Origin of the sequence: Bacillus sp. 7894-2 (assembly GCF_002272225.1) — a bacterium.
Taxonomy (GTDB): Bacteria; Bacillota; Bacilli; order Bacillales; family Cytobacillaceae; genus Cytobacillus.
Map to the genome: position 1 here is coordinate 1 of NZ_NPDG01000083.1, position 23756 is coordinate 23756.

The 23756-nt window shown below is 41.9% G+C and carries 25 protein-coding genes; 2 read left to right on the forward strand and 23 right to left on the reverse strand.

The window, feature by feature from the left end; translation table 11 throughout:
- Positions 1–116 precede the first annotated feature (116 nt).
- From CHI10_RS12225 to CHI10_RS12285, 13 genes are all read right to left on the reverse strand, one after another.
- Entirely contained in the window at positions 117–338 is a 222-nt protein-coding gene (locus CHI10_RS12225; protein ID WP_095244553.1) for a YozE family protein, read from the reverse strand.
- Between the two features lie 124 nt (positions 339–462).
- On the reverse strand, positions 463–756 hold the full coding sequence (locus tag CHI10_RS12230; RefSeq protein ID WP_095244554.1) for a YokU family protein: 294 nt from the start codon (positions 754–756) through the stop codon (positions 463–465).
- 10 nt (positions 757–766) lie between these two features.
- Positions 767–2197: a lysine 2,3-aminomutase gene (gene kamA / locus CHI10_RS12235; RefSeq protein ID WP_095244555.1), complete on the reverse strand. Its 1431-nt coding sequence runs from the start codon at positions 2195–2197 to the stop codon at positions 767–769.
- A gap of 155 nt (positions 2198–2352) precedes the next feature.
- A complete protein-coding gene (locus tag CHI10_RS12240) occupies positions 2353–3783 on the reverse strand; it encodes a sigma-54 interaction domain-containing protein (protein WP_095244556.1) in 1431 nt (476 codons plus the stop codon).
- An 87-nt stretch (positions 3784–3870) separates the two neighbouring features.
- On the reverse strand, positions 3871–4728 hold the full coding sequence (gene ablB / locus CHI10_RS12245) for a putative beta-lysine N-acetyltransferase (protein ID WP_095244557.1): 858 nt from the start codon (positions 4726–4728) through the stop codon (positions 3871–3873).
- A gap of 118 nt (positions 4729–4846) precedes the next feature.
- The gene (locus CHI10_RS12250; RefSeq protein ID WP_095244558.1) at positions 4847–6268 is read right to left on the reverse strand and encodes an aldehyde dehydrogenase family protein; all 1422 of its coding nucleotides are present in this window, start codon (positions 6266–6268) and stop codon (positions 4847–4849) included.
- Positions 6269–6280: 12 nt separating this feature from the next.
- Positions 6281–7612 (reverse strand): 4-aminobutyrate--2-oxoglutarate transaminase, encoded by a 1332-nt coding sequence (gene gabT, locus CHI10_RS12255; protein ID WP_095244559.1) that lies wholly within the window; start codon positions 7610–7612, stop codon positions 6281–6283.
- A gap of 2 nt (positions 7613–7614) precedes the next feature.
- On the reverse strand, positions 7615–8892 hold the full coding sequence (locus CHI10_RS12260; RefSeq protein ID WP_095244560.1) for a peptidase: 1278 nt from the start codon (positions 8890–8892) through the stop codon (positions 7615–7617).
- A 39-nt stretch (positions 8893–8931) separates the two neighbouring features.
- Positions 8932–9594 (reverse strand): 3-oxoacid CoA-transferase subunit B, encoded by a 663-nt coding sequence (locus CHI10_RS12265; RefSeq protein ID WP_095244561.1) that lies wholly within the window; start codon positions 9592–9594, stop codon positions 8932–8934.
- A complete protein-coding gene (locus CHI10_RS12270) occupies positions 9579–10271 on the reverse strand; it encodes a CoA transferase subunit A (RefSeq protein WP_095244562.1) in 693 nt (230 codons plus the stop codon). Before CHI10_RS12270 ends, CHI10_RS12265 begins: the two co-directional genes overlap by 16 nt.
- A gap of 2 nt (positions 10272–10273) precedes the next feature.
- Positions 10274–11632, reverse strand: a complete 1359-nt coding sequence (locus CHI10_RS12275) for an aspartate aminotransferase family protein (RefSeq protein WP_095244563.1) — start codon at positions 11630–11632, stop codon at positions 10274–10276.
- 289 nt (positions 11633–11921) lie between these two features.
- Entirely contained in the window at positions 11922–13388 is a 1467-nt protein-coding gene (locus CHI10_RS12280; protein WP_095244564.1) for an NAD(P)/FAD-dependent oxidoreductase, read from the reverse strand.
- A 215-nt stretch (positions 13389–13603) separates the two neighbouring features.
- A complete protein-coding gene (locus tag CHI10_RS12285; protein ID WP_095244565.1) occupies positions 13604–13771 on the reverse strand; it encodes a YjcZ family sporulation protein in 168 nt (55 codons plus the stop codon).
- A 187-nt stretch (positions 13772–13958) separates the two neighbouring features.
- On the opposite strand from CHI10_RS12285, the gene CHI10_RS12290 reads away from it, so the two are divergent.
- Entirely contained in the window at positions 13959–15053 is a 1095-nt protein-coding gene (locus CHI10_RS12290) for an SGNH/GDSL hydrolase family protein (RefSeq protein ID WP_095244566.1), read from the forward strand.
- Between the two features lie 73 nt (positions 15054–15126).
- Here the strand turns inward: CHI10_RS12290 and CHI10_RS12295 are convergent, their stop codons facing one another.
- From CHI10_RS12295 to rsgA, 4 genes are all read right to left on the reverse strand, one after another.
- Positions 15127–15624, reverse strand: coding sequence for a PTS sugar transporter subunit IIA (locus tag CHI10_RS12295; RefSeq protein WP_095244567.1), 498 nt, complete (start codon positions 15622–15624; stop codon positions 15127–15129).
- 18 nt (positions 15625–15642) lie between these two features.
- Positions 15643–16083, reverse strand: a complete 441-nt coding sequence (gene msrB / locus CHI10_RS12300; protein WP_095244568.1) for a peptide-methionine (R)-S-oxide reductase MsrB — start codon at positions 16081–16083, stop codon at positions 15643–15645.
- Positions 16083–16619: a peptide-methionine (S)-S-oxide reductase MsrA gene (gene msrA, locus CHI10_RS12305; RefSeq protein ID WP_095244569.1), complete on the reverse strand. Its 537-nt coding sequence runs from the start codon at positions 16617–16619 to the stop codon at positions 16083–16085. The genes msrB and msrA overlap by 1 nt, the downstream gene beginning before the upstream one ends.
- 139 nt (positions 16620–16758) lie before the next feature.
- A complete protein-coding gene (gene rsgA, locus CHI10_RS12310; protein ID WP_095244570.1) occupies positions 16759–17814 on the reverse strand; it encodes a ribosome small subunit-dependent GTPase A in 1056 nt (351 codons plus the stop codon).
- A gap of 325 nt (positions 17815–18139) precedes the next feature.
- On the opposite strand from rsgA, the gene CHI10_RS12315 reads away from it, so the two are divergent.
- On the forward strand, positions 18140–18910 hold the full coding sequence (locus CHI10_RS12315) for a DUF4397 domain-containing protein (protein WP_095244571.1): 771 nt from the start codon (positions 18140–18142) through the stop codon (positions 18908–18910).
- Between the two features lie 67 nt (positions 18911–18977).
- Here the strand turns inward: CHI10_RS12315 and CHI10_RS12320 are convergent, their stop codons facing one another.
- The 6 genes from CHI10_RS12320 to CHI10_RS12345 form a co-directional block, all read right to left on the reverse strand.
- A complete protein-coding gene (locus CHI10_RS12320; protein ID WP_095244572.1) occupies positions 18978–19559 on the reverse strand; it encodes a YpmS family protein in 582 nt (193 codons plus the stop codon).
- Positions 19549–20388 carry an SGNH/GDSL hydrolase family protein gene (locus CHI10_RS12325; protein WP_095244573.1) on the reverse strand — a complete coding sequence of 280 codons (840 nt, stop codon included), beginning with the start codon at positions 20386–20388 and terminating at the stop codon, positions 19549–19551. The genes CHI10_RS12320 and CHI10_RS12325 overlap by 11 nt, the downstream gene beginning before the upstream one ends.
- Positions 20389–20506: 118 nt before the next feature.
- Positions 20507–21088 carry an SCO family protein gene (locus tag CHI10_RS12330; RefSeq protein ID WP_095244574.1) on the reverse strand — a complete coding sequence of 194 codons (582 nt, stop codon included), beginning with the start codon at positions 21086–21088 and terminating at the stop codon, positions 20507–20509.
- A 115-nt stretch (positions 21089–21203) separates the two neighbouring features.
- Entirely contained in the window at positions 21204–22208 is a 1005-nt protein-coding gene (locus CHI10_RS12335; protein WP_370460329.1) for a nucleoside hydrolase, read from the reverse strand.
- A gap of 136 nt (positions 22209–22344) precedes the next feature.
- Positions 22345–23193 (reverse strand): DegV family protein, encoded by an 849-nt coding sequence (locus tag CHI10_RS12340; RefSeq protein ID WP_095244576.1) that lies wholly within the window; start codon positions 23191–23193, stop codon positions 22345–22347.
- A gap of 141 nt (positions 23194–23334) precedes the next feature.
- Complete coding sequence (locus tag CHI10_RS12345) at positions 23335–23586, reverse strand: DUF2535 family protein (RefSeq protein ID WP_095244577.1); 252 nt, start codon at positions 23584–23586, stop codon at positions 23335–23337.
- Positions 23587–23756 lie beyond the last annotated feature (170 nt).

Consider the following 23756-nt stretch of genomic DNA (forward strand, 5'->3'; position numbering starts at 1 on the left):
GTGTCCACAGCGAAGATCAACTCAGTAAATTAGACTAAAATATTAAATACAACAGACTTTAAGAAAACAGCAAAATAAAAAAACACTCCAGAGCAGGAGTGTTTCAAAATGTTCATTCAGCTTTCAATAAGGACATACAATTGCCAGGCTTCATCAAATACAGACATGCTTTCCATGTATGAACCGTTCAACTCCAGATAGGAACTAATTTCTTCGTAATCATATGACGTTTTTGGAAAGCTGTGGTCTTCATATGCGTCATTGGCAAAACGGCTGATGTTGTCTTTTGGTGCTGGATGCCTGTATTTCATTAAAAAGTGATAGAAAGTTTTTGACATATTAACGCCTTCCTTTTTATTCTGTCGATCATTAATTTATTTTCTACTATAATCGAATTATGCTAAGCCCGTCTACTAATACATTTAAAAAACAGCCCGCATATCTGCGGGCTGCCTCTTTTTCTCACTTATCATAGGAAGAGAAATCAAAATAATTTCGCTTCAGCAGCCTTGGCTGCTCCATCAATTTTTCGTAATTTATTTCTTTTCCGATATTCTTCACATCAATTAAAAATAGCTGGTCCTCAATCGTCTTAACAAGCTCATCTGACTGGTAAACCATATCACAATCCCTGCAGGAAATGGAAGGTGTCTCATTTATTTGGATGGCCCTTGTTCCATCAGGAAGCTCCCAATAAACTGTTTCGCTGCTTTCATTAATATTTTGGCTTTCACACCATGCACATTTACTTCCCATTCCTGTCCTCCTATTCCTTGGCAGCCGCAGCTTGTGAGCCCGCTTCTGCTGCAGGGCTCTGCTTTGTCTGCTGGGCATTGAATTTCTTTTCCTTTAATTCATCCCGTTTGCCCCGCTTATCTTTCAAAGAAATGTGCTCTGGATCGCTGTCATATTTGTCGCGGCGATCCAGCCTTGCCAGGCCTTCTGGCACCAGGTTGAACTGCTGGTCATTCATTAGCGCGGCAATGCCCACATTTGATTTTTTCTCATCCATATCAGGATAAATTTCTTTAAAGTAGCCTTCTGCACGGCCTGGGACATAGTTTTCAGGCTCAGGATACGTGGTGATTACACCTTCGAAATTGCGGAGGACCACTTTGTCAGCACTTTGCGAGATCAAATAATTCGGCTGCAGTGAAATCTTCCCGCCTCCGCCAGGCGCATCGACCACAAAAGTCGGAACAGCATAACCCGATGTATGTCCCCTCAACCCTTCAATAATTTCAAGCCCCTTCGAAACCGGAGCGCGGAAATGGCCAATGCCTTCAGAAAGATCACATTGATAAATGTAATAAGGACGAACCCGGATTTTAACAAGGTCATGCATTAGTCTTTTCATAATAGGAACGCTGTCGTTTATGCCTGCCAAAATGACGGATTGATTCCCCACAGGCACACCGGCATTTGCCAGCATCTCACAAGCTCGCTTAGAATCCTCGGTAATTTCAATGGAAGTGTTAAAATGTGTATTTAGCCACACCGGATGATACTTTTTCAGGATATTGCATAAATTCTCGGTGATCCGCTGGGGAAATACAACTGGAGCTCTCGTGCCGATTCTGATGATTTCAACATGATCGATTTCACGTAAATTTTTCAGAATGTATTCAAGTATATTGTCATTGATCAAAAGTCCGTCTCCACCGGAAATGAGAACATCTCGAACCTGAGGAGCACTCCTGATATAGCTGATCGCCGCATCCAGCTGTTTTTTCGGTACACCCATGCCGATTTGTCCGGAAAATCTTCTTCTTGTACAATAACGGCAATACATTGAACATTGATTTGTTACCAAAAATAAGACCCGGTCAGGGTAGCGGTGTGTTAACCCCGGAACTGGGGAGTCTTCGTCCTCATGCAGCGGATCTTCAAGATCATATTTAGTTTTATAGATTTCATTTGAAATAGGGACGGATTGCATCCTCACCGGACACCGAGGGTCATCCGGATTCATTAGTGAAGCATAATAAGGTGTAATATTTAAAGGGATGGTCTTTGCAGAAATCCTGACTCCTTCCTCCTCTTCTGGTGTAAGATTAATCACCTTTTTCAAATCATCAACTGTCCGAATGGTGTTCGTCAGCTGCCAGAGCCAATCATTCCATTGTTCTTCTGTGACGTCTTTCCATAGCTCAATATCTTTCCAATGCCGATCCGGTTTATATAAAAAGTTCTTCATCTCTATTCCCCCTATATGAATTTCTATTAAATACATATTGCAAGTTTCATGCCAATTCAGAATATTTCGTACTATCATATGAAACCCCTTCAGAATTGGCGATTATTTGCAAGTTAAGGGATACTTTCATTTCCGATAAAACAAAAAAGTGCCGATTACTCGGCACTTTTTTCCAGGACTCTGTTATTCATTTCAATATTATACTTGGCCAATTTATATTGCAGTGTCTGACGGGGCACCTCCAATAGCTTTGCGGCTTTTTTTATATTTCCGTTTGTTTCTTGAAGAGCTTTTTCGATTAAAGCTTTTTCCTGCTTTTGCATACTCGCTTTTAATGGCTGGACTTTCAGTGAAAAATCCTGTTTATTCTTTTGAAGCTGCTGTTTCAATATAACTGGCAAATCCTCAGCTTTTAGAAAGTCTCCTTCACAGACATTCATCATGTACTCGATTGTATGCTTTAATTCCCTGACGTTTCCGGGCCAATGGTATTGTCTGAAAAACGCCAGCACATCATCCCCGATTCCTGAAAGTCCTTTTTTTAACACGTGATTAAATCGCTTAATAAAATGATGGGCAAGAAATTCAATATCTTCCTTTCTCTCCCTAAGAGGCAGGAGACCAAAAGTGAGAACGTTTAAGCGGTAAAATAAGTCTTTTCTCATTTGGTTCTTCTCAAGTGCTTCCATTGGATGGATATTCATGGCTGCAATCACCCGTACATTGACCTGTGAGCTTTTCGGACTTCCTACTCTTCGGACAATGCCATCCTCAAGCACTCTCAGCAGTTTAGCCTGCAGCTCAATCGGCATGGCGTGTATTTCATCGAGAAAAAGTGTCCCGCCATCGGCTAATTCAAATAACCCCGGCCGGTCTACCGCTCCTGTGTAGCTTCCTTTAGCAGTCCCAAAAAGTATGCTTTCAAGCAAGGACTCCGGTATTGCTGCACAGTTCTGGGCAATAAATGGGCCTTCAGTTCTTGAGGAAGCATGATGAAGCCCCTGAACAAAGAGCTCCTTTCCGCACCCGCTTTCCCCAAACACAAGAATGGAAGAATCGGACTTTGCCAGTTTAGCGGCTTCCTTTTTAATATTTTTCATTTCCTTATTTATTGTGAGAAGGCTATCCAGTGTATACTGTACATTATTGGCAAAAGCCGCTTTTTTGAGGGGCTGTTTTATTTTTTTGCGCAAATCAAGAAGGCTTTCAGAAAGAAGCTTCAATCTGGAATAATCCTTGGCAATCTCGACAGCTCCCGCTACCTTCCCATTAACAGTTATAGGGAGAGTGGTATTGATGGTTTCTATTTGTGCACCATGGAGGTTTACATAGGACTGAGTCTGATTATATATCGGTGTTTCTGTTTTCATAACCTTTAATAAAGTGCTTGTCTCTTTATCCAATGAAGGAAAGACTTTCAGAACAGGTTTTCCGATTACCTCGGAAACCTCCAGACCATCGTGTCTAGCAGCTATTTCATTATAAAAAATGGTCATTCCATTCAAATCCACTACATGAATCCCTTCATCAATGCCTTTTAATATGGCGGCCAGAACTTCTTTAGAAATACTTTGAGTTTCAATCATTAAATCCCCCCTGCTTATGTATATGACAGGGTGCCGAAAACCTGTCAGGATTATGCCGAAAATTCGGCACTTCTTTTTGAGGATCCGTTAATCCGAATGGGCCAAATTCCTTACCCAGACATTCATATTCTCAAGTTTATCGAAAATATAGCAGTTGTTAAGAAGACGGCCCCGATAGGAATAGCCAAGCTGATGCAGAACGGCGTTCATACCGAATGACAGCGCTCTGGCGATGGAGTAGGCACAGAATACACCCTGCGATTTTAGATCTTTTTCCAATTTTTCGAGGAGTATTTTCATTAAACCATGTTTACGGTGGGATGGGAGTGTCGCACAATCTGTCAGTTCTGCGTTTTTATAAAAAAGATTGATCTCCGCTGAAGCAGCACTGACTAGGTCATCTTTATACTGAAAAGCGTAATAAATGGTGCCCTCCCGGATTGTTTTTTTTATATATGAGGGATCATGGAGAGGTGTTGGATAAATCTTAAAAACTTCACGGTATAGTTCAGCCATTTTTTCAGCATCCTGCTCCGTTATTTTTATAAGCTGATATTCAGAAGGAGGCATAATGACATCCGGGTTTCTATCAAGGGCGGTCACATTTTTAACAATGCTGTCTTCAGAGATCCAGTGCCCATTAGTTCTTCTTTCATCTGAAAAATACTTGCAGAAAAAGTATTGATCAGAACCGTGGAAATACCCGTCAATAACAGCCTCGCACTGAAAACCCATCGAAAGAAGATCTAAATAATTTTCAACTCTTCCCCTGAAAATTAATTTCTCACATTTGTGTTCTTTTGCTGTTTTCTCTGCTTCATGGACGGCACCTGCCAATTCACCTGCATAATCGTCGATCCTTAATCGTTTATTGAATGGATCAAGATAGAATTCGGCTACAAAGTCTTCTTTTTTTAGTGTTTTTACAGAAGCTGTATTATTCATTGCTAAGACCCCCTTCTTTTAATAAAACTGCCCGGCCAAAGGGCCAGGCATTATGAAACCATAAAGAATAACGGCCAAAACAGCAATATTATCGGCTAAGTATTCTTCCATTTTCATCTTAGTCAATTTTAAAGCTGATCAGCTTCATCTCTGTCATTTCTTCAACAGCATATTTGATTCCTTCACGTCCCATACCGCTCATTTTCACACCGCCATATGGCATGTGGTCTACACGGAAGGTCGGGAAATCGTTCACCATTACCCCTCCGACATGAAGCTCTTTTGCTGCTTTGAAGGCTTTGTTCACATCATTGGTGAAAACACCGGCCTGAAGGCCAAAGTCTGAATCATTCACAAGTGCCAGCGCCTCATCAAAGCTGCTGTATGAATTAATATGAACAACTGGTGCAAATGCTTCCTCACAAGAAATTTTTTCATTCTTATCAACATTCAGCAAGACGGTCGGATACAACGTATTATCTGTTGCATTCCCGCCAAGCGCAAGCTCCGCTCCGCTTTCTACGGCACTCTTGATCCAGGTCTCTGCGCGTTCAGTGTCACTCCTGGAGATCATCGCTGAAATATCCGTATCCTCATTAAGCGGATCGCCGATTTTCAGCTTTTTGGCTTCCTCAACAAAACGCTCGGCAAATGTCTGGTACAGAGATTCATGTACATAGATTCGCTGGACGGAAATACACACCTGACCCTGGAAGGCAAAAGCCCCGGCCACAATACGCGGGACAATTTTCTCCACGTCTGCATTCTCATCCACAACAACTGCCGAATTGGACCCCAATTCAAGCGTTACTCTCTTCAGGCCTGCATGTTCGCGGATCTGCCTGCCTACTTCCGGGCTGCCTGTAAAAGTAATCATCGATATGCGTCCGTCGGCAACCAGTACATCTCCGACGGTTCCACCACTTCCGGTTACCACATTCAGGGCTCCGGCAGGAAGTCCTGCTCTGTGAAAAATATCAGCAACTTTGTATGCCGACATTGGCGTTTGAGATGCAGGCTTTAAAACAACCGTATTGCCGGCAGCAATAGCCGGTCCCACTTTATGCGCAACCAGGTTCATTGGAAAATTGAATGGCGTGATGGCTCCAATAATCCCGAGAGGCTCCCGTACTGTATAGGAGACCCGGCCTTCGCCTCCCGGAGCGGCATCCATTGGGATTGTTTCTCCATAAAGTCTGCGCGCTTCCTGGGCAGCGAAGGTATATGTCATGATGGTGCGGTCAACTTCTCCTCTGGCAGCCTTTATCGGCTTTGAAGCTTCGTGCGCAATAATCTTTGCGCACTCCTCTTTTTCCTCCTTCATGATGGCGACCACATTTTCCAGTATTTCCGCCCGTTTATGGGCAGGCATATCAGCCATTATTTTTCTGGATTGTTCTGCCGCATCAATTGCTGACTTCACATCGGAAGGAGCTGCCATGGCGACTTCTGCAATAACCTCCCCGCTATAGGGGCTTTTTAATGCTTTGTAATTCTCTGTTTCCTTGAAATTTCCGCTGATCCATAAATGTTGTTTCACTGGAATTCCTCCTTATGTGCAGCATTCGCCTATTACTTCTTCCAGTACGGAAAATCCTTCATTGAGCTGTTCATTGGTTGTAACAAGCGGACTGAGCAAACGAATAATATTGCCATATAAGCCGGCGCTCATTATGATGAGGCCGCGCTTGTGTGCCTTTGACAGGATCTCCTGAACAATTTCTTTATTAGGTTCCTTTGTTTCCTGATCTTTAACAAATTCAATGGCACACATTGCTCCTAAAGAACGTACTTCACCCACTTGCTTATATTTTAAAGGAAAATCAGAAAATTTTTCAGTGAAAAGACTTCCGATTTCATTTGCTCTTTCTAGTAATCCTTCTTCCTCAATTGTCCGTATCACTTCTAATGCAGCCGCACAGCCTAGCGGACTGCCTCCATAAGTTCCGCCGATTTCACCAATATTCGGTGAATCCATTATATCTGCCCTTCCAGTTACAGCACTGATCGGCAATCCGGCACCGATCGATTTAGACATGGTCATAAGATCCGGCACAACATCATAATGCTCCATGGCAAACATTTTGCCTGTCCTGCCAAATCCTGTCTGTACCTCATCAGCGATAAAAAGGATTCCATGTTTTTCACAAAGCTCTTTAACACCTTTTACAAAATGGGAAGACGGCATAACGAAGCCTCCTTCACCCTGAACTGGCTCCATAATCACAGCAGCGATTTCTTCAGGCGGCACCTCGCTCAGAAAAAACGTTTCGAATCTCTTAAGCAGGGCATTATCATGGTCTTTATCCTTCAGCCCCTCGCTGCGGTAATAATAAGGATAAGGCCATTTATACGTTTCCGGCGCAAATGGCCCGAATTCATATTTATACGGTTTTACCTTGCTCGTTAAACTCATGGACATATAGGTACGGCCATGAAAGCCCCTTTCAAATGATATAATTCCTTTTCTGCCTGTATATTTCCTTGCTATTTTAACCGCATTTTCCACCGCCTCTGCTCCGGTGCTTAAAAAGAAGGTTTTTTTGCTGTGATTGCCTGGTGTAATGCTGTTGAGTTTCTCTGCCAGCTTGATATAAGGCTCATACATCATGACATGGAAGCATGGGTGAAGATATTGGTCAATTTGGGCATGCAGCGCTTCAATAACCCTAGGCGGACAGTGTCCAACATTCAGTGTCCCGATGGCCCCCGCAAAATCAAGAAATGTATTTCCATCTATATCTGTCAGAAGTGCTCCATCCCCTTTAGCAGCAAATGTCTGCATCGTGTTAAATGGACCCTTAGGAACATTCTTCTCCTTTTTAGCCAATAATTCCTTCCCTTTTGGTCCCGGCAGCTCTGTTCTTATATTAATTGATCCCATCCTTATTTCCCCTCTCCCTGATTAGTGCCGCACCATTCCAGTATGGCCAGAGCAATAATTTCAGCCGCATCAAAAACTTCCTCTAAGAAAATAAATTCGTTTACATCATGGGCGGCTTCCGTTACACCTGGCCCGAAGACAACAACAGGTGTATTTCCTACTTTGGATAATATGCCTCCATCCGTGCCCCAAGGTGATGCCTCAACTGCCGGCTGTTTTCCTTTTACGGTTTCAAAGGATTCGGATAATACAGCCATTAAAGGATGATCCTGTTCCAGATCACCGGGCAGCCAGCGTCCGCCAAACCATTCAACTTGAGGAGGATTCTTTTTAAGCCATCCATCATGTTGGGCTGCTTCCTTCAGGCAATCCTCCAGCTCTTTTTCGGCAGATTTCATCTCTTCATCCGGTGCTACCCCCATCCTTCCCTCTATGACAGCAATATCCGGTACGGAAGATGGCCACTCTCCGCTGTATATTTTTCCAATATTAATAGGAATCGGAATAGGGATCTTTGAATAAAGCGGGTCTTCAATTTTAAGGTTCCTTACCTTCTCAAGCTCCTGAAGCTTTGTTATCACATACATGGCTTTTTCAATGGCATTGACGCCCTCATATCGGGTTCCTCCGTGAGCTGAACGCCCTTTGACTGATATCCGAAACCACATCGAGCCCTGCTGTTTTGGAAACAGTTTCATATTAGTCGGTTCAGGAATGATTGCCCCATCGGCAAAATATCCCCTGAGGACTGCTGCCAATGTACCAGCCCCGCCGCTTTCTTCTTCTATGACACTTTGAAAAATCACATCTCCTTTAAGCTTGATTCCAAGCGCAATAATGGCTTCCATGGCAAGCAGGAGCGAAACGGTGCCGCCTTTCATATCGGTCGAACCCCTGCCAAATAGCTTTCCATCTTCGATTCTGCCGCTGAATGGATCATGTTTCCAATCATTTCGGTCTCCTTCCGGAACGACATCAATATGGCCATTGAGGATGATGGACCTTCCTCCGCCTGTTCCTTTCAAAACAGCCACCACATTGGGATTTCCGGAAAAATCCTTTCGATCTGAACAAAAGGCAGGATGCTTAATCAATTGTTCCTTGCCGATTTCCCAAATATCAAGGGTTAGTCCAAGTTTGCGGCATTTTTCTATGATGATGGCCTGTGCACTGCTTTCATTTCCGCGGATGCTGCCTTCCTGGACCAGTTGCTGAAGAAGTCTTGTTCCTCTTTGCTTATTTTCTTCCAGCCATCGTTTAATCTTTGCATGAGCATTCATATTCTCACTCCTTTATTAAGGCCAAGGGAAATAAATCTATCAATTAATCACTCTCACATTCTCAGCAATTGTAAAACTGCAGCCCGTTTTTGCCCTGACTTCATTTATAGAGTGCGGCGTAAACAAGTCAGTCAGTGTGAGTCCATGAGCTGATATTTGAAAGACAGCCATCTCTGTAATAATCATGTTTACACAGCGTGCTGATGTAAGAGGCAGGGTGCACTCGTCCACAATTTTTGGGTTCCCGTACTTGTCTGTCTGGTTCATTAGGACAATGACTTTTCTTGCTTTTTGGGCAAGCTCCATTGCACCGCCCATGCCGGGAACTTTTTTCCCCGGTACAATCCAATTGGCCAAATCCCCTTTTCCGCTTACCTCCAGGGAGCCAAGAATTGTCATATCAACTCGCCCTCTGCGTATCATCCCGAATGCAATGGTGCTGTCGCAATATGAAGCACCCTTTACAATGGAAACCGGAAAACCTCCTGCATTACATAGATTCTCATCTTCCTTCCCTTTCTCCGGACTTGGCCCCATACCTGTAATGCCATTTTCCGCATGAAACATTACATTTGTCCCGTCAGGCAAATGATTGGGCACAAGCGATGGGATTCCAATACCGAGATTTACAATCATCCCGTTCTTGATTTCCTCCGCAGCACGTTTGGCAATACGATTTCTAATCTCTACTCCCATGCCCATTTCCAATTCACTCCCTTCGATGGAACGATATAATTAACGAAAACTCCCGGTGTTATAATTTCATCAGGATCCAGGCTGCCAAGCGGGACAATTTCCTCCACTTCCGCAATTGTCATATCACCAGCCATGGCGACAAGCGGGTTTGTGTTTCTGGCACTTTTGTCAAAAATTAAGTTCCCGTAAGGATCAGCTTTCTTAGCAAAAACAATCGATATATCTGCAGTCAGGGCCGTCTCGACAAGATACTTTTTTCCGCCCAGGCTGCATGTTTGCTTATTGCCGGTCACAATGTCGTTATCAAGGCCAATGTCGGAAAGGATGGCAGGAATGCCGACTCCGCCAGCACGTATTCTTTCAGCCAATATCCCCTGGGGTGAAAATTCCACTTCCATCTTCCCATCTGTCATGAGTTGGCCGGCAACGGGATTTGAGCCAATATGAGAAGCAATCATTTTCTTCGCCCTTCCCTGGCTTACCACCTTCCCGATCCCAATATGGGGAAAGCCTGAATCATTGCCAATAAGTGTTAAATCTTTGAATCCATTATCCAAAATGCCGTCGATAAGGGACGGAGGGGTGCCAATTCCGCCGAAGCCGCCAAACATAATGATCATGCCGTCCCGAAAATGCTTCATCGCCTCATCAAGTTCAATAATCTTATTAAATGTGTTCTCCATTGTTATTCACCCTCTCCCTCATCAGGGATCAAATGATTTTCTGAGAAAACCTGCAAAGTCTTTTCAAACCTCTTTACCAGATCATCGATTTCCCTTTTAGTAATAGTCAGCGGCGGTGCGATCATTACGGCATCCCCGTCTGTGCCATTTGTACCCGCACCTGCAGGGTAAATAAGCAGACCATGTTCCTGTGCTTCCTGTATTAATCTCTGAGTCAAACCGAAGCTTTTTGTAAACGGCTCTTTTGTCAGAGGATCCTTTACAAATTCAAGTCCGACCATCAGCCCTTTTCCCCTTACATCACCAATAAAGGAAAATTTGGATTGCAGCTTAGTCAATTTATTTCTTAAATACACTCCTTTGCTTTCTGTTTCCGGGATAATATTGTTTTTCTCAATATATTCAAGCACTGCGAGGGACACTGCACATGACTGCGGATTGGCACTCAAGGTATGGCCGCTCATAATGCTTTTTGAACCTGCCAGTATGGGCTCCATTACTTCATCGCTTACAAGTGCAGCTGCAATCGGAGCATACCCGGCTCCCATTCCTTTTCCAAGTGCGACAATATCAGGCTTTATATTCCAATGCTCGCAGGCAAGCATTGTGCCTGTTCTCCCAAAACCAGTCATAACCTCATCAGCAATAAATAAAATGTCATACCGCTCACAAATTTCTTTGATTATCCGGTAGTAATCCTTTGGAGGGGTAATGGCACCGCCTGCAGCGCCAATGACTGGTTCTGCGATAAACGCAGCAATATTGTCTGGCCCTATCCGTTTAATGACGGTTTCAAGTTCATGTGCACACAGATAACCGCATTCAGGCGCTTCCAGATTGTAGGGGCACCTATAGCAATATGGAGGATGAATGACAGGAAAATCCTCAAGCAGCGGTATGAAGCGAGCCCTTCTGCCCGTATGTCCTGACATTGATAAAGCTCCCAGGGTTATGCCATGATAGCTCATCCACCTTGAGAGCACCTTTGTTTTTGTCACAATGCCTTTTTCCTGCCAGTACTGAATCGCTATTTTCATAGCTGTTTCAGTGGCCTCAGACCCGCTGTTCACAAAAAAGCTCCAATTCAAGTCTCCGATCGCAGCCTCAGCTATTTTATGGGCAAGCTTTTCAGCTGCGCCGCTCGTAAATTGCGATCGATATACAAAAGAAACTTTTTTCGCCTGTTCATGCATTGCCTCAATGATTTCCTCCACACCATGGCCAATATTGGCCGTTATTGCGCCGGATGATGCATCCAGGTATTCCTTTCCGTCCATATCATATAAATAAACTCCCCTGCCATAATCAATGATCGGGTACTGTGCATCAAGCATCGGCTTAATTAAGTTCGACTGGTTCATCAGCGTACTCCCTCCAACTATAATTACGAAATTTGCCTGCGGCTAATCAATATCCGCCGATGGCTTCATGACCTTTCACAGCAAATCTTCAATTCTACAAGGCAGATATTCTCTACCAAATGGCAATATAGTAAATTGTATGAAGTCACTTAAGAAATCTTTCATAAAAGAATTTTGCAGAGTGATCTATTTTTTCGCTGCAAAAAAAACAGCCGCTGGATAGCGGCTGCTCAAAAGTCATTTTCATCATTCTGTTCAATCCAAATTATACTTTCAAACCCCTGTATTTTTATACCAATGCAGGTTCTCTTCCAGGTACATTACTTGTCTTTTCGATAATATCCCTTGCAATCCAGACACCGCAGGCACCCGCCTGTGCAAGTCCTCTGGTAATGCCTGCACCATCCCCGCCAACATAAAGTCCGCTGATTTCCGTTTCGAAACGGTCATTCAACTTGGGACGTGCAGAGTAGAATTTTGCCTCCACACCATAGAATAGCGTATGTTCAGATGCAAGGCCAGGAGATACATGGTTTAAAGCCTCTGTCATTTCAATCAGGCTTTTCATTGTATTATATGGCAGCACAAGGCCTAAGTCTCCAGGGACCGCTTCCTTTAAGGTCGGCTCAAGGAAGCCTTCTTTAATCCGCTTCTCAGTAGACCTTCTCCCTTTTAATATATCTCCATACTTTTGGACAATGATTCCGCCGTTTGAAAGGCTGTTGGCAAGCCTTGAAATTTCATGCGCGTATTCATTTGGCTTATCAAACGGTTCAGAGAATGTATGGGATACAAGCAGCGCAAAGTTTGTATTAGTACTTCCCAGCTTAGGGTCTTTGTAAGCATGGCCATTCGCAAGCATGATTCCTGAGTGGTTTTCCACTACAACATGGCCGGAAGGATTGCTGCAGAATGTACGCACTCTTGTACCGACAGATGTATTAAATGTAAACTTTCCTTCGTAAAGATGTTTATTGATCTCTTCCATGACAATATCCGAAGTTTCAACCCGCACGCCAATATCGACCTGATTATTGATCATCTTCAAGCGGCGTGACTTCAGGAGGTTTGCCAGCCAAACTGATCCATCTCTCCCTGGTGCTACAACCACCTTATCAGCATGAACTTCATTTCCGGACTTAAGCTTGACCCCCATAATCCGATGGCCATCAGGGGTTTTCTCTGTTATAAGATCTTCAACCTCTGTCTTATAGGACATATCAATTTTTTCACGTAAATATTCATAAATGCTCTTTAGGATTTCTAGATTCTGCTCGGTGCCCAAATGCCTGACCTGCGCACGAAGCAGTTTAAGCCCTGCTGCATATCCGCGGCGCTCAATATCCCTCACTTCATCAGTCATTGGATCTGTAATGCTTTCAGTCGCGCCATGCTTCAAATTAATTTCGTCAACATATTTTATCAAATCAACAACCTGGGAGTCCGGGAGATAATCGGTCATCCAGCCGCCAAACTCACTCGTTATATTAAATTTCCCATCTGAATAAGCCCCTGCTCCGCCAAATCCATTCGTGATAGAACAAGCGGGCAGGCAGCCTGCAAATTCTTTTCTTCCTGCTGCAGGCGGGCATTTCGAAATCTTTTTCTGTAAAATCGGACAATTTCTTTTATAAATATCATGGCCTTTATCAATTAATAAAATTTTTGCTTCAGGCATTTTAAGAGTTAATTCATAACAAGTAAATATTCCAGCCGGTCCAGCACCGACAACAATCACATCATAATTCGCATTCATCGTCCTATTCCCCCAGACGCATTATTCGTTAATTTCATCAACCAAAGGTAACTATATCAAATACATAAGTGGAGGTCAACATTTTTACGAACTATCAAATAAAAAAATTACATAATGTTCGTCTTTAGAATAATTTATGTAAAATTCACCAAATACACACTGCCCCAAAAACAAAGGCTGCTCATTACGAGCAGCCTTCACAAATTCCATTTATTTTACCAATTTCCGCAGCAGCATGCTCCGATAATAATCAATAGAATGAACAATACGACGATCAATGCAAAACCGCCATACCCTCCTCCATAATGAGCACCAGCAACAGGATAGCCATATCCTGGATAACATTGGTCGTAGCCAGCACCAGCAACTGCACCTTTATACATAAATAATCACTCCTCAACAAGATTTCTTGGGCATTTTCAATATTAATGTATGTACGGTGAACTTGACCCGCATGTGCATACGCCCATTTTTTTCAAAAAACACTCTAACTCCATTTTAAAACCTTCCCCCTTTGCCATTAATAGGGTACGATAAACGTAAGAGAAAAGAAGCGGGGGATTCAAACCAATGAAGAGAAGGAAGATTGGCATATATTTTTTTATCATCACTTTTATATATGGTTTGTATCATTTATTTGATAGCCTGTCTAAAGTTGAAGGGGCGAATCCAACTAACGTGTATCAAAAGCTGTCGTCAAAAGATAATATCAATTACCTGATTATCGGGGACAGCATTGGCAGGGGGTCAGGTGCGACCTCCAAATCATCGGCATGGTTTACAAGGCTTGAGAAGCATCTGCATAGTGAATTTGGGATTATAGCCAAAAGGCATTCCATCGTCCAAAGTGGAGCCACTGCCTTTGAAGGTTTATATAAGCTTCAGCAATCCGAACATTTAGGGAAAATCGATTTAACTTTTATCGTATTTGGGGAGAATGACCGCAAATATATGGATGAAAAGCAATTTTCTTATTTCTACGAAGGGCTTATCCGGAAAACAAAACAGCTTTACCCTGACACCGAGATCATAACCATTACAGAAAACCCGCTGGATAACGAAGAGTTTGTTCAGGCGATTTCTTTTATTTCTAACCATTATGGCGCTAAAAACGTGGATATGAGAAACCCTTTTGAACTATCCGGATTACCTGCAGAGGAACTGACAAAAGATTTGGTCCATCCAAATGATCACGGCTATAAAATCTATGCAGATACCTTAATAAAGAAAATAAGAGAGTTAGCCGGCAGTCAGGCAGAAATTGCCGAGCTTTCTGCCCCCATTCATGAAAATGCGGACATAGAAATAGCATCCATCCCTCATGTTACAGATATATCTGGATCATTTATTCACAAAGACGGCATTTGGGAGAGCAGCATGGCGGGAGACAGTCTTGAATATCAGTTTAGCGGCACTTTCCTTGGGGTCGATATGATTCGCAGTGAAAAAGGCGGGAAGATGGATGTTTTCATTGATGATGTGTTTATTACATCCTTATCTGCCTGGTGGCCGCTGACTAAAGAAAGATATCAATATATTGTCAGCGGTCTCGAAGACAGTCAACATTTAGTGAAATTCATTGTGACAAATGAAAAATCAGTGAATAACAGTACAGACGATGCCGTTATTCAAATTTCCTCCATCCTCACCATGGCAGAACAGTGAAGGATAAAAACAGAAAAAGACTGAAAAAAATAACTCGAAAAAAGCCGCCAATATTATCAGCGGCTTTTTCTCATTATTTCGCAGTAACTGTCATTACTGTTGAAGTACCTCGCGTTACAGCTCCTGCTGCATTTTTCTCAAGAGAAGCAACCTGGTCGCCATTAGTGATAATAATTGGCGTAACTGTGCTTTTTGCCTTTTCTTTAACCATTGCTAAATCAAACGTGACAAGCTTATCGCCTTCGCTGACCTTTGAGCCTTCTGAAATATGGGTCTCGAATCCTTCCCCTTTCATGGAGACCGTTTCAAGGCCAATATGGATTAACACCTCGGCACCATTTTCAGCACGAATGCCAATGGCATGCTTGGTAGGGAATACTTGGACTACTTCTCCATTTACCGGGGAAACAACAACCCCTTCTGAAGGTTCAATTGCAATACCGTCACCCATCATTCTTTCTGCAAATACAGGGTCAGGCACCTCTTCCAGATTAACTGCTGTACCCGTCAAAGCAGCCTTAATCTCAATTGCTTTGACCGCTTCCTTTTTGCCAAATAATTTCTTGAACATAAAAACACCATCCATTTCTTAATTTTCATTAGTAAATAATTTCAAATATTCATCATAGCCTTCTTCCTCCAGTTTTTCCTTAGGAATAAACTTGAGTGCAGCAGAATTAATGCAATAACGGAGGCCCGCAGGTCCCGGCCCATCATCAAAAACATGTCCAAGATGGGAATCCGCTGTTTTACTTCTCACTTCCGTTCTGACCATAAAGTGGGTGCGGTCTTCTTTTTCCTCAATTTCCTGATCCTCTATGGGCTTAGTGAAGCTGGGCCAGCCGCACCCTGCGTCATATTTATCTTTTGAGCTGAAAAGAGCCTTGCCGGAAACGATATCGACATAAATTCCATCTTTAAATTCATTCCAATATTGGTTGCGGAACGGCGGCTCTGTGCCATTATTCTGAGTTACTTCATATTGCATGGGATCGAGTTTTTGCTTTAATTCTTCCCTGTTTTTTGCCATTATTTTTCACCCCAATGGTTGTTTATAAATGCCTTTCTTCCAGAGCCGGTTTGATAGGCATTGTATCTTTCCGGATTCTTTTTATAATAGTGCTGATGATAATCTTCTGCAGGATAAAAGTCTGAAGCAGGCAAAATCCTGGTAACAATCGGTTTTGCAAATGGACCTGTTTCTTTAAGCTTTTGTTTTGATTCTTCTGCTAACTGCTTTTGTTTTTCATTGTGATAGAAAATTGCAGTCTGATAGGATTGGCCGCGATCATAGAACTGGCCGCCTTCATCTGTCGGGTCTATCTGCTGCCAATATAATTCAAGCAGTTTTTCATATGGGTAAACCTCAGGATCAAATGTGATTTGAACCGCTTCATAATGGCCAGTCGTTTCCGAACAGACTTGCTGGTAAGTCGGGTTCTTTACATTGCCTCCGGTATAACCGGATAGCACTTCTTTTATTCCAGGCTGTTCATCAAAAGGCTTTACCATACACCAGAAGCAGCCTCCTGCGAATGTTGCCTTTTCGTATTGTTTCTCTGTCATTCTGCTCCACCTCTTTCCGGCACTTTTCTATCTTTTACTTTTTCCCTTATAAAGATGATTTAAAGCTATATACATAAGATTAATGAAAAGATTCATTATATGCAAAAGAAACCTCTTCATTGAAGAGGTTTCTGAATTTTTATATTCTTTTATTCTTTGCTCCGGCACTTATTTTTTTCCAGCGCTTGCGTTCTTCAGATTGGGCTCGTTTATCCTGCTTTCTATCCAGATAAGCGAGTTCCTTGAGAAGCTTCTTGTAGCTGTTCAGACGCGCCCTTGATATGCTTCCTTCTTCTATTAGCATATGCACAGCGCATCCTGGCTCATTATCATGTGTACAGTCCCTGAATCTGCAGTTTTCAGCGGCTTGTTCAATATCTGTGAAGCTTTCTGAAAGACCGCTTTCACTTTCCCACAGCTGAAGCTCCCGCATTCCTGGAGTGTCAATCAATATGGCGCCTTCAGGAAGAAGGATGAGTTCCCTGTGAGTAGTTGTATGCTTTCCTTTGTCATCACTTCTAATATCCTGGACTTTTTGTTTTTCCGCGCCCAGAAGATAATTGGTAAGTGTGGACTTTCCAACACCTGAAGAGCCGAGCAATGCGATTGTTTTTCCAGGCTCCAAAAACGGCTTAAGCAGGTCAATCCCCTTCTCTTCCATCACGCTGATTGAGATAACAGGAACACCCATGGCAACGGTGTCCACCTCAGCAAGCTTTTCCTCCAGATTCTCACAAAGGTCAGCCTTGGTAAGAATAATCACAGGAGCTGCCCCGCTTTCCCATGTCAAAAGCAAATAACGTTCCATTCTTCTTAAGTTAAGATCCTCATTAAGTGAATTAACCAGGAAAATAGTGTCTACATTAGCAGCTACAATTTGTTCTTCTGTATTCACCCCTGCTGCCTTCCTGGAAAATTTGCTTTTCCTTGGAAGGACTGCATGAATGGTACCCCGCTGTTCATACGCTCTTTCTTTGATGACAACCCAGTCACCTACAGCAGGATAATCCTCCCTTGATGATGCTTCGAAAGAAAATTTCCCTGATACTTCACAGAGCATTTCACCCTTATCTGTCCATACACGATACATTCTTTTATGCTCTAAAGCCACCCGGCCCATTTGATATTCTTTTTCTTCATACGCTGAAAAAGCGTCTTTAAAAAAGGGATCGAATCCAAGTCTATTAATTGTCAATGTTTGTTCCTCCATGCTTATCGAATATTTTTACATACAAAAAACCATAGGCAATCAGCCCATGGTCTGGTCAAGTAAAGTTCAATAAGCAGGAAAAAACAATCTGGTCCGCTCGATTAAACGATTTCCATTTGGGCTGTGCCTGAATTATTTACACTGAACGTATTGGCATAAAGTTCTCTTCTCATAGCACATCACCCGCTTTCGTTTATTTATTTATATTATATGGAATATTGCACCAGAAGTAAAGCCCTTTATTTTCCTCAGGTGGCATTCACCCGGGGAGAAGCATATGGTATTAAAGCAGATTTTAGGAGGGGGAATTATGCCTACTGAGAGAAATCAGCAGTGGTACTTACAAAAAGCGGTAAAATATGATCTTTTGGCTCAGTATTTTAAATACATTGATGCTGCACAGCATATTACTTATTATCATAAACATCTGCATTGCCTCAATCAGGCTTTTCAAATAATGCGTACAAAAAACAAGGCGCCTTCTGCCGATACCCATCAGGGACAGCAGACAAAAGTACGGATTTTCCATGGTTCCCCTGATTCCGGTCCAATTGATATCTATATAAACGGCACGAGAATTTTAAAGGACTTCTCATATAAAGACGTAAGCAGTTATGCAACGCTTCCTGCCGGCTCTCATCAGATAGACATATATCCGGCCGGCAGCATGGTCTCTGCACTTGTAAGCAGACCAAACATTACTGAAGCAGGTAAGGTGTATACAATTGCAGCTGCGGGGATTGAAGCAAACATTAAGCTTGCCCTATTAGAAGATCAGCCTGAAGTGCCTCCCGGGGAAACCAAAGTCAGATTTGTCCACCTGTCACACGATGCACCAGCAGTTGATATTGCCGTAAAAAACCGGGACGTTGTTTTTCCCAATATCGCATTCAGCCAGGCAAGCAAGTACATCGCATTAACTCCAATGACTGTCGACTTGGAAGCCAGGATAGCCGGAACTCCAAATGTGGTGCTGACCATCCCTCGAATGCAATTTAAAGCAGACCAGGCCTACACTTTGCTGGCAGTAGGTTCCGTTGTCAAAGAGCCTGAACTGGAAGCAATTATCATTGCAGACTAACGCTTTCCTGCTAATTAAGCATCAAAAAAAGGGAACCCCTCCAAAGCTGCGGAAGGATTCCCTTTTCTCATTTAACCGGAACAAGAAGGGTAAAACGAATATCATCCTGTTTCAGATTAAATTCATCCACTTTTACTTTAACATCACTTTTCAGCTTCATTTCCTGCAGTGACACATAGATTCTTTCTTTCTGCGGCTGAATGGTAACACCTTCCGGAAGTTTGTAGCGGTCTTTTACCAGCTTCAGGACATGTGAAACCGGAAGATTCAGCTGCCCGACAGATATTGACTTTTGCTGAAGAACAACATCTCCATTCTTCAAGGCTTCTGGTTCAAATGACAGTTTCATTTGCAGATCCTGGCTGAAGAAAGGGATTGTGCCATATAAATCCACTTCATCGTTTAGGAGGATCTTGTAATCTATTGCTCCTGTCAGCCCTTCTTTTTCAAGGTAGTGGTTAATGACTCTATTCAAATCTTCTTTATTGGCTTTTATGTTAAAAGGAACGTAATTATCACTATTCTCTGTGATCGCTGTGTAGTCTTCGTCATCTGCCGGTATACTGATAAAAATAAACAGCACAGTTAAAATGAGTGCATTAATTGCCAGCAGTGTAAAAAACAGCTTTTTCCATTTTCTATCTTTCAATCAACTTCTCTCCATTTCCTTCAGCTTTCCTTTTATACGGAATATCTTTCAGCACTTCCTCTGTGAGTATTTGATGGACCCGTCCAGCTATTAATTCATAGCCTTTATCATTGGGATGAAAATAGTCTGTATATAAAAGATTATCATCGGTATTTTCAAATATATCATCTATTTCAACAAAATAAGTCCCTGGATAATTTCTCAATATATCCCGGCTAGTGTCATTCCAATCTCCAAGAATAGCATTAATTTCCGTTATTTCTGAAAACCATTTTAAAAAGGGATTATATAAGCCTATTAAAACAATTTTACTATTTGGGTTTACCTCTTTTATCGAATCTAAAACCTCAGTCAGATTTTGTTCATAGGTTTCTTTTTCCTTGGCAAAAGCCCTCAGCTTTAGGTTTGAAAAATTTTCACGGACTACTTTCATAACGTCATTGCCGCCAATGGTTATGATCACCGCGTCTGCTTCCTTCACAACATCTTTTACTTCATCTGTCCCCAGCTTCTTCAATAATTGATCGGAACGATTGCCTTTTACACCGAAATTATAAAAAACAGCGTCTTGAACACTTTTGTCTTTTTCCAGTGACATTTCAAGATATGGCACGTACCCTCCACGTTCAGTACTGTCTCCAACCCCCTGGGTTAAAGAGTCACCTACTGCAGCAACAGTAAGGTTTCGAGGAAAAAAATCCAAAGGAATTTCTTCTTTAACTGTCAGGCGGGATTCTTTTTCAGAATGAATGATATCGCTGTGGTGAACTGAACTGCAGGAGGCGAGAAGCAGCATGATCCAAAAGATGAGGGTGAGTTTTTTTATCATACTATCACCTGCCCATTTTTCTCATTCATATTATAACATGCAACTCAAATTTAAAAATAATTAGCATTGTCCGTGCAGTATTCAAGAGCCGAAAAGAAAAATAGACCTCGTTCAAGGTCTATTGCAATGCTTTAATATCATTCATAATTTCATCTAATGGAATTTCATTAAGACCAGTATAATATTTCATTACTTTTCCATTCTGATCAACAAGATAAAAATCTGTTCCATGGATTACCTGATCACCTGTTTGCGGCTTTTTCACAATGGTTTTGAAGTATTCCATAGCATATTTCTCAATTTCTTCCTGTTCATATCCGGTCAGAAAATGCCAATTGCTGAAATCTGCATTGTATGTAGATGCAAATTCCTTTAAAACTTCAGGTGTATCCACTTTGGGGTCTACACTGAATGAAACAAATTCAATATTTTTTATGCCTTCCTTCTCAGCCAAATCCTGAAGCTTCTTCATATTAGCTGTCATGGGCATACATACATCTTCGCAATTGGTAAAAATAAAGTCGGCTACCCAAACCTTGCCCTCAAGATCCTTTAAACCAAATTCTTTATTATCCTGGTTTGTATACGTAAAATCAGCCAGTTCCCAATTTAACGCGTCCTTTATACCGCTCTGTCCGCATGCTGAAAGCACTGCAAGCATAAAAGCAGAAACCATTATTGCAAAAACTCTTTTTCTCATACATTCACCTGCTTTAATTAGATACGTTGCTAATTTTAGCAAATATTCATGAAAGAAGAAAGAAGTACTTATGACAAACTTGTGAATAGTATCTCGATATTATGGATGATAAAAATTATTGAGTTGGTTTCGTTTTATTGTTAGTCATAATTTCATAAAATGTCCTGATGAAATTTGAATAATTAAATTGCACAGCAATCCGATGTATCCGATATTTCATCTTGTTTTCCGGAGGGACATTTCTAAATTCACCAATGCTCTGGCCAAACGCCTCCCCTCTGTCAGTAATTATCTTCACCGGTACATCCAGATACTGAAGATCCGCCCCGTCAAGCATTGCCCACAACGTAAATAAATCGTGCATGGGGCTTCCACTAATGCCAGGGTAGGTTTCCTTATAAAAATTGAAATAATAATCAACCATAGGCTTAAGAATTAAGCCGACTTTATTTTCCACTTTCTGATAATAGGCATCAAGAGAGTCGATAAGTGCCGGAGTAATGATTGCAGACATCGTTACATCCAGAGGAAAGACATGAATTTTCTTCGGCGCATTGGCAAACACAACATTAGCCGCATATGGGTCCCCATAAAAGTTTGCTTCAGCCACTGGAGTCACATTGCCTGGAACATTGAATGCCCCGCCCATAATATAAAAGTCACTGACTTTACTCATAAGTGCCGGATAAAGGATAAAGGCCGTTGCCAATGAAGAAAGTCTGCCTACATTAACGATTGTTATATCATTTTCATACTTCTCGATCAGTTCCTTAAAATCATCGAAGTTTTCAAACATGTTATTGGAGTTCTCCAGGTTAGGAATAATCGGACCGAGCCCTTCAATGCCATGAACATCCGGGTAAAATACCGGAACATCGCCGGTTAAAGGCAATACGGCTCCGCTGAATACAGGAGTATTTTTTTGTCCGGTTAATTCACGAAGGTAAGCAGCATTTCGGACGGCATCCTCCCTGGAAACATTTCCATAATCAGCTACAATCCCAACGATATTGATTTCCTCTGAGAAAAAGGAAAATATAACCGCAACAAAATCGTCAATTCCAAAGTCACTAAAAAACAAGACATTTTTCCTCTTCAACCCTACACCCCCATAATTCATTTTATTCCGGGGATAATCAAGAATGGCAAATATTTTCAAATAGGATAAAAGTCTTTGATTTCACTATTCTTGACCATGATTAAAGAAAAAATTGATTTCGCAAAAAAACGCATAGCCTGAGTGCTATGCGTCCTTTTTATTTATCTTCCAGGTGATACATAAACCCAATTGCACCGGGTCCTGTATGTGTACTGACAATTGGAGTTGTTTCTTCTATTTCAATCTCCGCACCGGCATCCAGTTCTTCAATCATCGTTTTCAGTTTAGAAGCTAAATCCAGACCTTCTGCATGCACAAGGCCTACCCCTTTTATTGTTTTCCCTTTAATATCTCCGGCAAATTGTTTAGCCAAATATTTGGCAACCTGAGTATGGCTTCTTACTTTAGCAACAGGTGTGTATACCCCGCCTTCAAGCGATGCAATTGGTTTAATATTCAGCAAAGATCCGATCATTGCTTTCCCTTTGCCGATTCTACCGCCTTTAACGAGATTTTCCAGTGTATCCACTACTACAAACAATTTAGTGTTAGCGCGCACGGTTTCCAGCCGGCTGACAATCTCCTGAATACTTTTCTCTTCCCTGGCCATTTTCGCAGCCTCCAAGACTTGAAAGGCCAGTGCTTTGGAAATATATCTGGAATCTACCACTGTAACATTTGCATGTGACATAGCTGCCGCACTTTCAGCTGATTGGACAGTTCCACTCATTCCGCCAGTCATATGGATGGAAAGAATTTCATAGCCCTGCTCACCCAACCTGTCATATACCTCTGCAAAGACACCAGCTGGAGGCTGTGAGCTTTTTGGCAGTTCGTCAGATTCCTTCATCTTTTTCATGAATTCAGCTGGAGTAATATTTACCCGATCCAAATATGTATCCCCATTAATGTGAATTGATAAAGGAACGACTTCAATATCGAATTCTTCAATCAGTTCTCTTGATAGATCCACTGTAGAATCAGTAACAATTTTAATCTTAGCCATTATTCCTTCACTTCCCTGCATTTACAATTAGTTCATATTATACATTTAAGCAAAATACAAATAAAGCAAAAAATACAAAGCTTCTCTTACTTCGCCTCAATTGGCCAAAAAAATGCCGGCAGGCAGCCGGCATCAATGTTGTTAAGCATTATTTTTTAATTCTGGAGTCTTAAAAATCTCTTCATAAACCGGCCATTTTAGGACTCGTTTAAGATATTCCCTGAAGGAATGATTCTTACTTGTCTTTTCACTGGCGTTAATGGCCGCAATGAATGTTTTCAAACGGACTTGGATCATAAAATAATAAGGGCTATCTTTTGCCAATACAGGAATTTCAGTGATTTTTACCTTCTGTCCAACAGCATTTTTGAACTCTAGGCTTTTAAATAGCAAAATATCAATCCTCTTTTTCACCCGTTTGTTAATATTATACCCCAAATGCGGCTCGAAATGTGTCTGATTATGCTATCCCATAAATTTTTTTATGAAGCTATTTTCGTATGAATTATTGTTTTCGCCTCACAATGTTGTCCGTTGATTTCCGCTCCAGGATGCTCAGCGAA

Bases quoted from the DNA above. Each gene is read 5' to 3' on its own strand.
- CHI10_RS12225 (WP_095244553.1), bottom strand. From the start codon at position 338: ATGTCAAAAACTTTCTATCACTTTTTAATGAAATACAGGCATCCAGCA.
- CHI10_RS12230 (WP_095244554.1), bottom strand. From the start codon at position 756: ATGGGAAGTAAATGTGCATGGTGTGAAAGCCAAAATATTAATGAAAGC.
- kamA (WP_095244555.1), bottom strand. From the start codon at position 2,197: ATGAAGAACTTTTTATATAAACCGGATCGGCATTGGAAAGATATTGAG.
- CHI10_RS12240 (WP_095244556.1), bottom strand. From the start codon at position 3,783: ATGATTGAAACTCAAAGTATTTCTAAAGAAGTTCTGGCCGCCATATTA.
- ablB (WP_095244557.1), bottom strand. From the start codon at position 4,728: ATGAATAATACAGCTTCTGTAAAAACACTAAAAAAAGAAGACTTTGTA.
- gabT (WP_095244559.1), bottom strand. From the start codon at position 7,612: ATGGGATCAATTAATATAAGAACAGAGCTGCCGGGACCAAAAGGGAAG.
- CHI10_RS12260 (WP_095244560.1), bottom strand. From the start codon at position 8,892: ATGAATGCTCATGCAAAGATTAAACGATGGCTGGAAGAAAATAAGCAA.
- CHI10_RS12265 (WP_095244561.1), bottom strand. From the start codon at position 9,594: ATGGGCATGGGAGTAGAGATTAGAAATCGTATTGCCAAACGTGCTGCG.
- CHI10_RS12270 (WP_095244562.1), bottom strand. From the start codon at position 10,271: ATGGAGAACACATTTAATAAGATTATTGAACTTGATGAGGCGATGAAG.
- CHI10_RS12275 (WP_095244563.1), bottom strand. From the start codon at position 11,632: ATGAACCAGTCGAACTTAATTAAGCCGATGCTTGATGCACAGTACCCG.
- CHI10_RS12280 (WP_095244564.1), bottom strand. From the start codon at position 13,388: ATGAATGCGAATTATGATGTGATTGTTGTCGGTGCTGGACCGGCTGGA.
- CHI10_RS12285 (WP_095244565.1), bottom strand. From the start codon at position 13,771: ATGTATAAAGGTGCAGTTGCTGGTGCTGGCTACGACCAATGTTATCCA.
- CHI10_RS12290 (WP_095244566.1), top strand. From the start codon at position 13,959: ATGAAGAGAAGGAAGATTGGCATATATTTTTTTATCATCACTTTTATA.
- CHI10_RS12295 (WP_095244567.1), bottom strand. From the start codon at position 15,624: ATGTTCAAGAAATTATTTGGCAAAAAGGAAGCGGTCAAAGCAATTGAG.
- msrB (WP_095244568.1), bottom strand. From the start codon at position 16,083: ATGGCAAAAAACAGGGAAGAATTAAAGCAAAAACTCGATCCCATGCAA.
- msrA (WP_095244569.1), bottom strand. From the start codon at position 16,619: ATGACAGAGAAACAATACGAAAAGGCAACATTCGCAGGAGGCTGCTTC.
- CHI10_RS12315 (WP_095244571.1), top strand. From the start codon at position 18,140: ATGCCTACTGAGAGAAATCAGCAGTGGTACTTACAAAAAGCGGTAAAA.
- CHI10_RS12325 (WP_095244573.1), bottom strand. From the start codon at position 20,388: ATGATAAAAAAACTCACCCTCATCTTTTGGATCATGCTGCTTCTCGCC.
- CHI10_RS12330 (WP_095244574.1), bottom strand. From the start codon at position 21,088: ATGAGAAAAAGAGTTTTTGCAATAATGGTTTCTGCTTTTATGCTTGCA.
- CHI10_RS12335 (WP_370460329.1), bottom strand. From the start codon at position 22,208: ATGAATTATGGGGGTGTAGGGTTGAAGAGGAAAAATGTCTTGTTTTTT.
- CHI10_RS12340 (WP_095244576.1), bottom strand. From the start codon at position 23,193: ATGGCTAAGATTAAAATTGTTACTGATTCTACAGTGGATCTATCAAGA.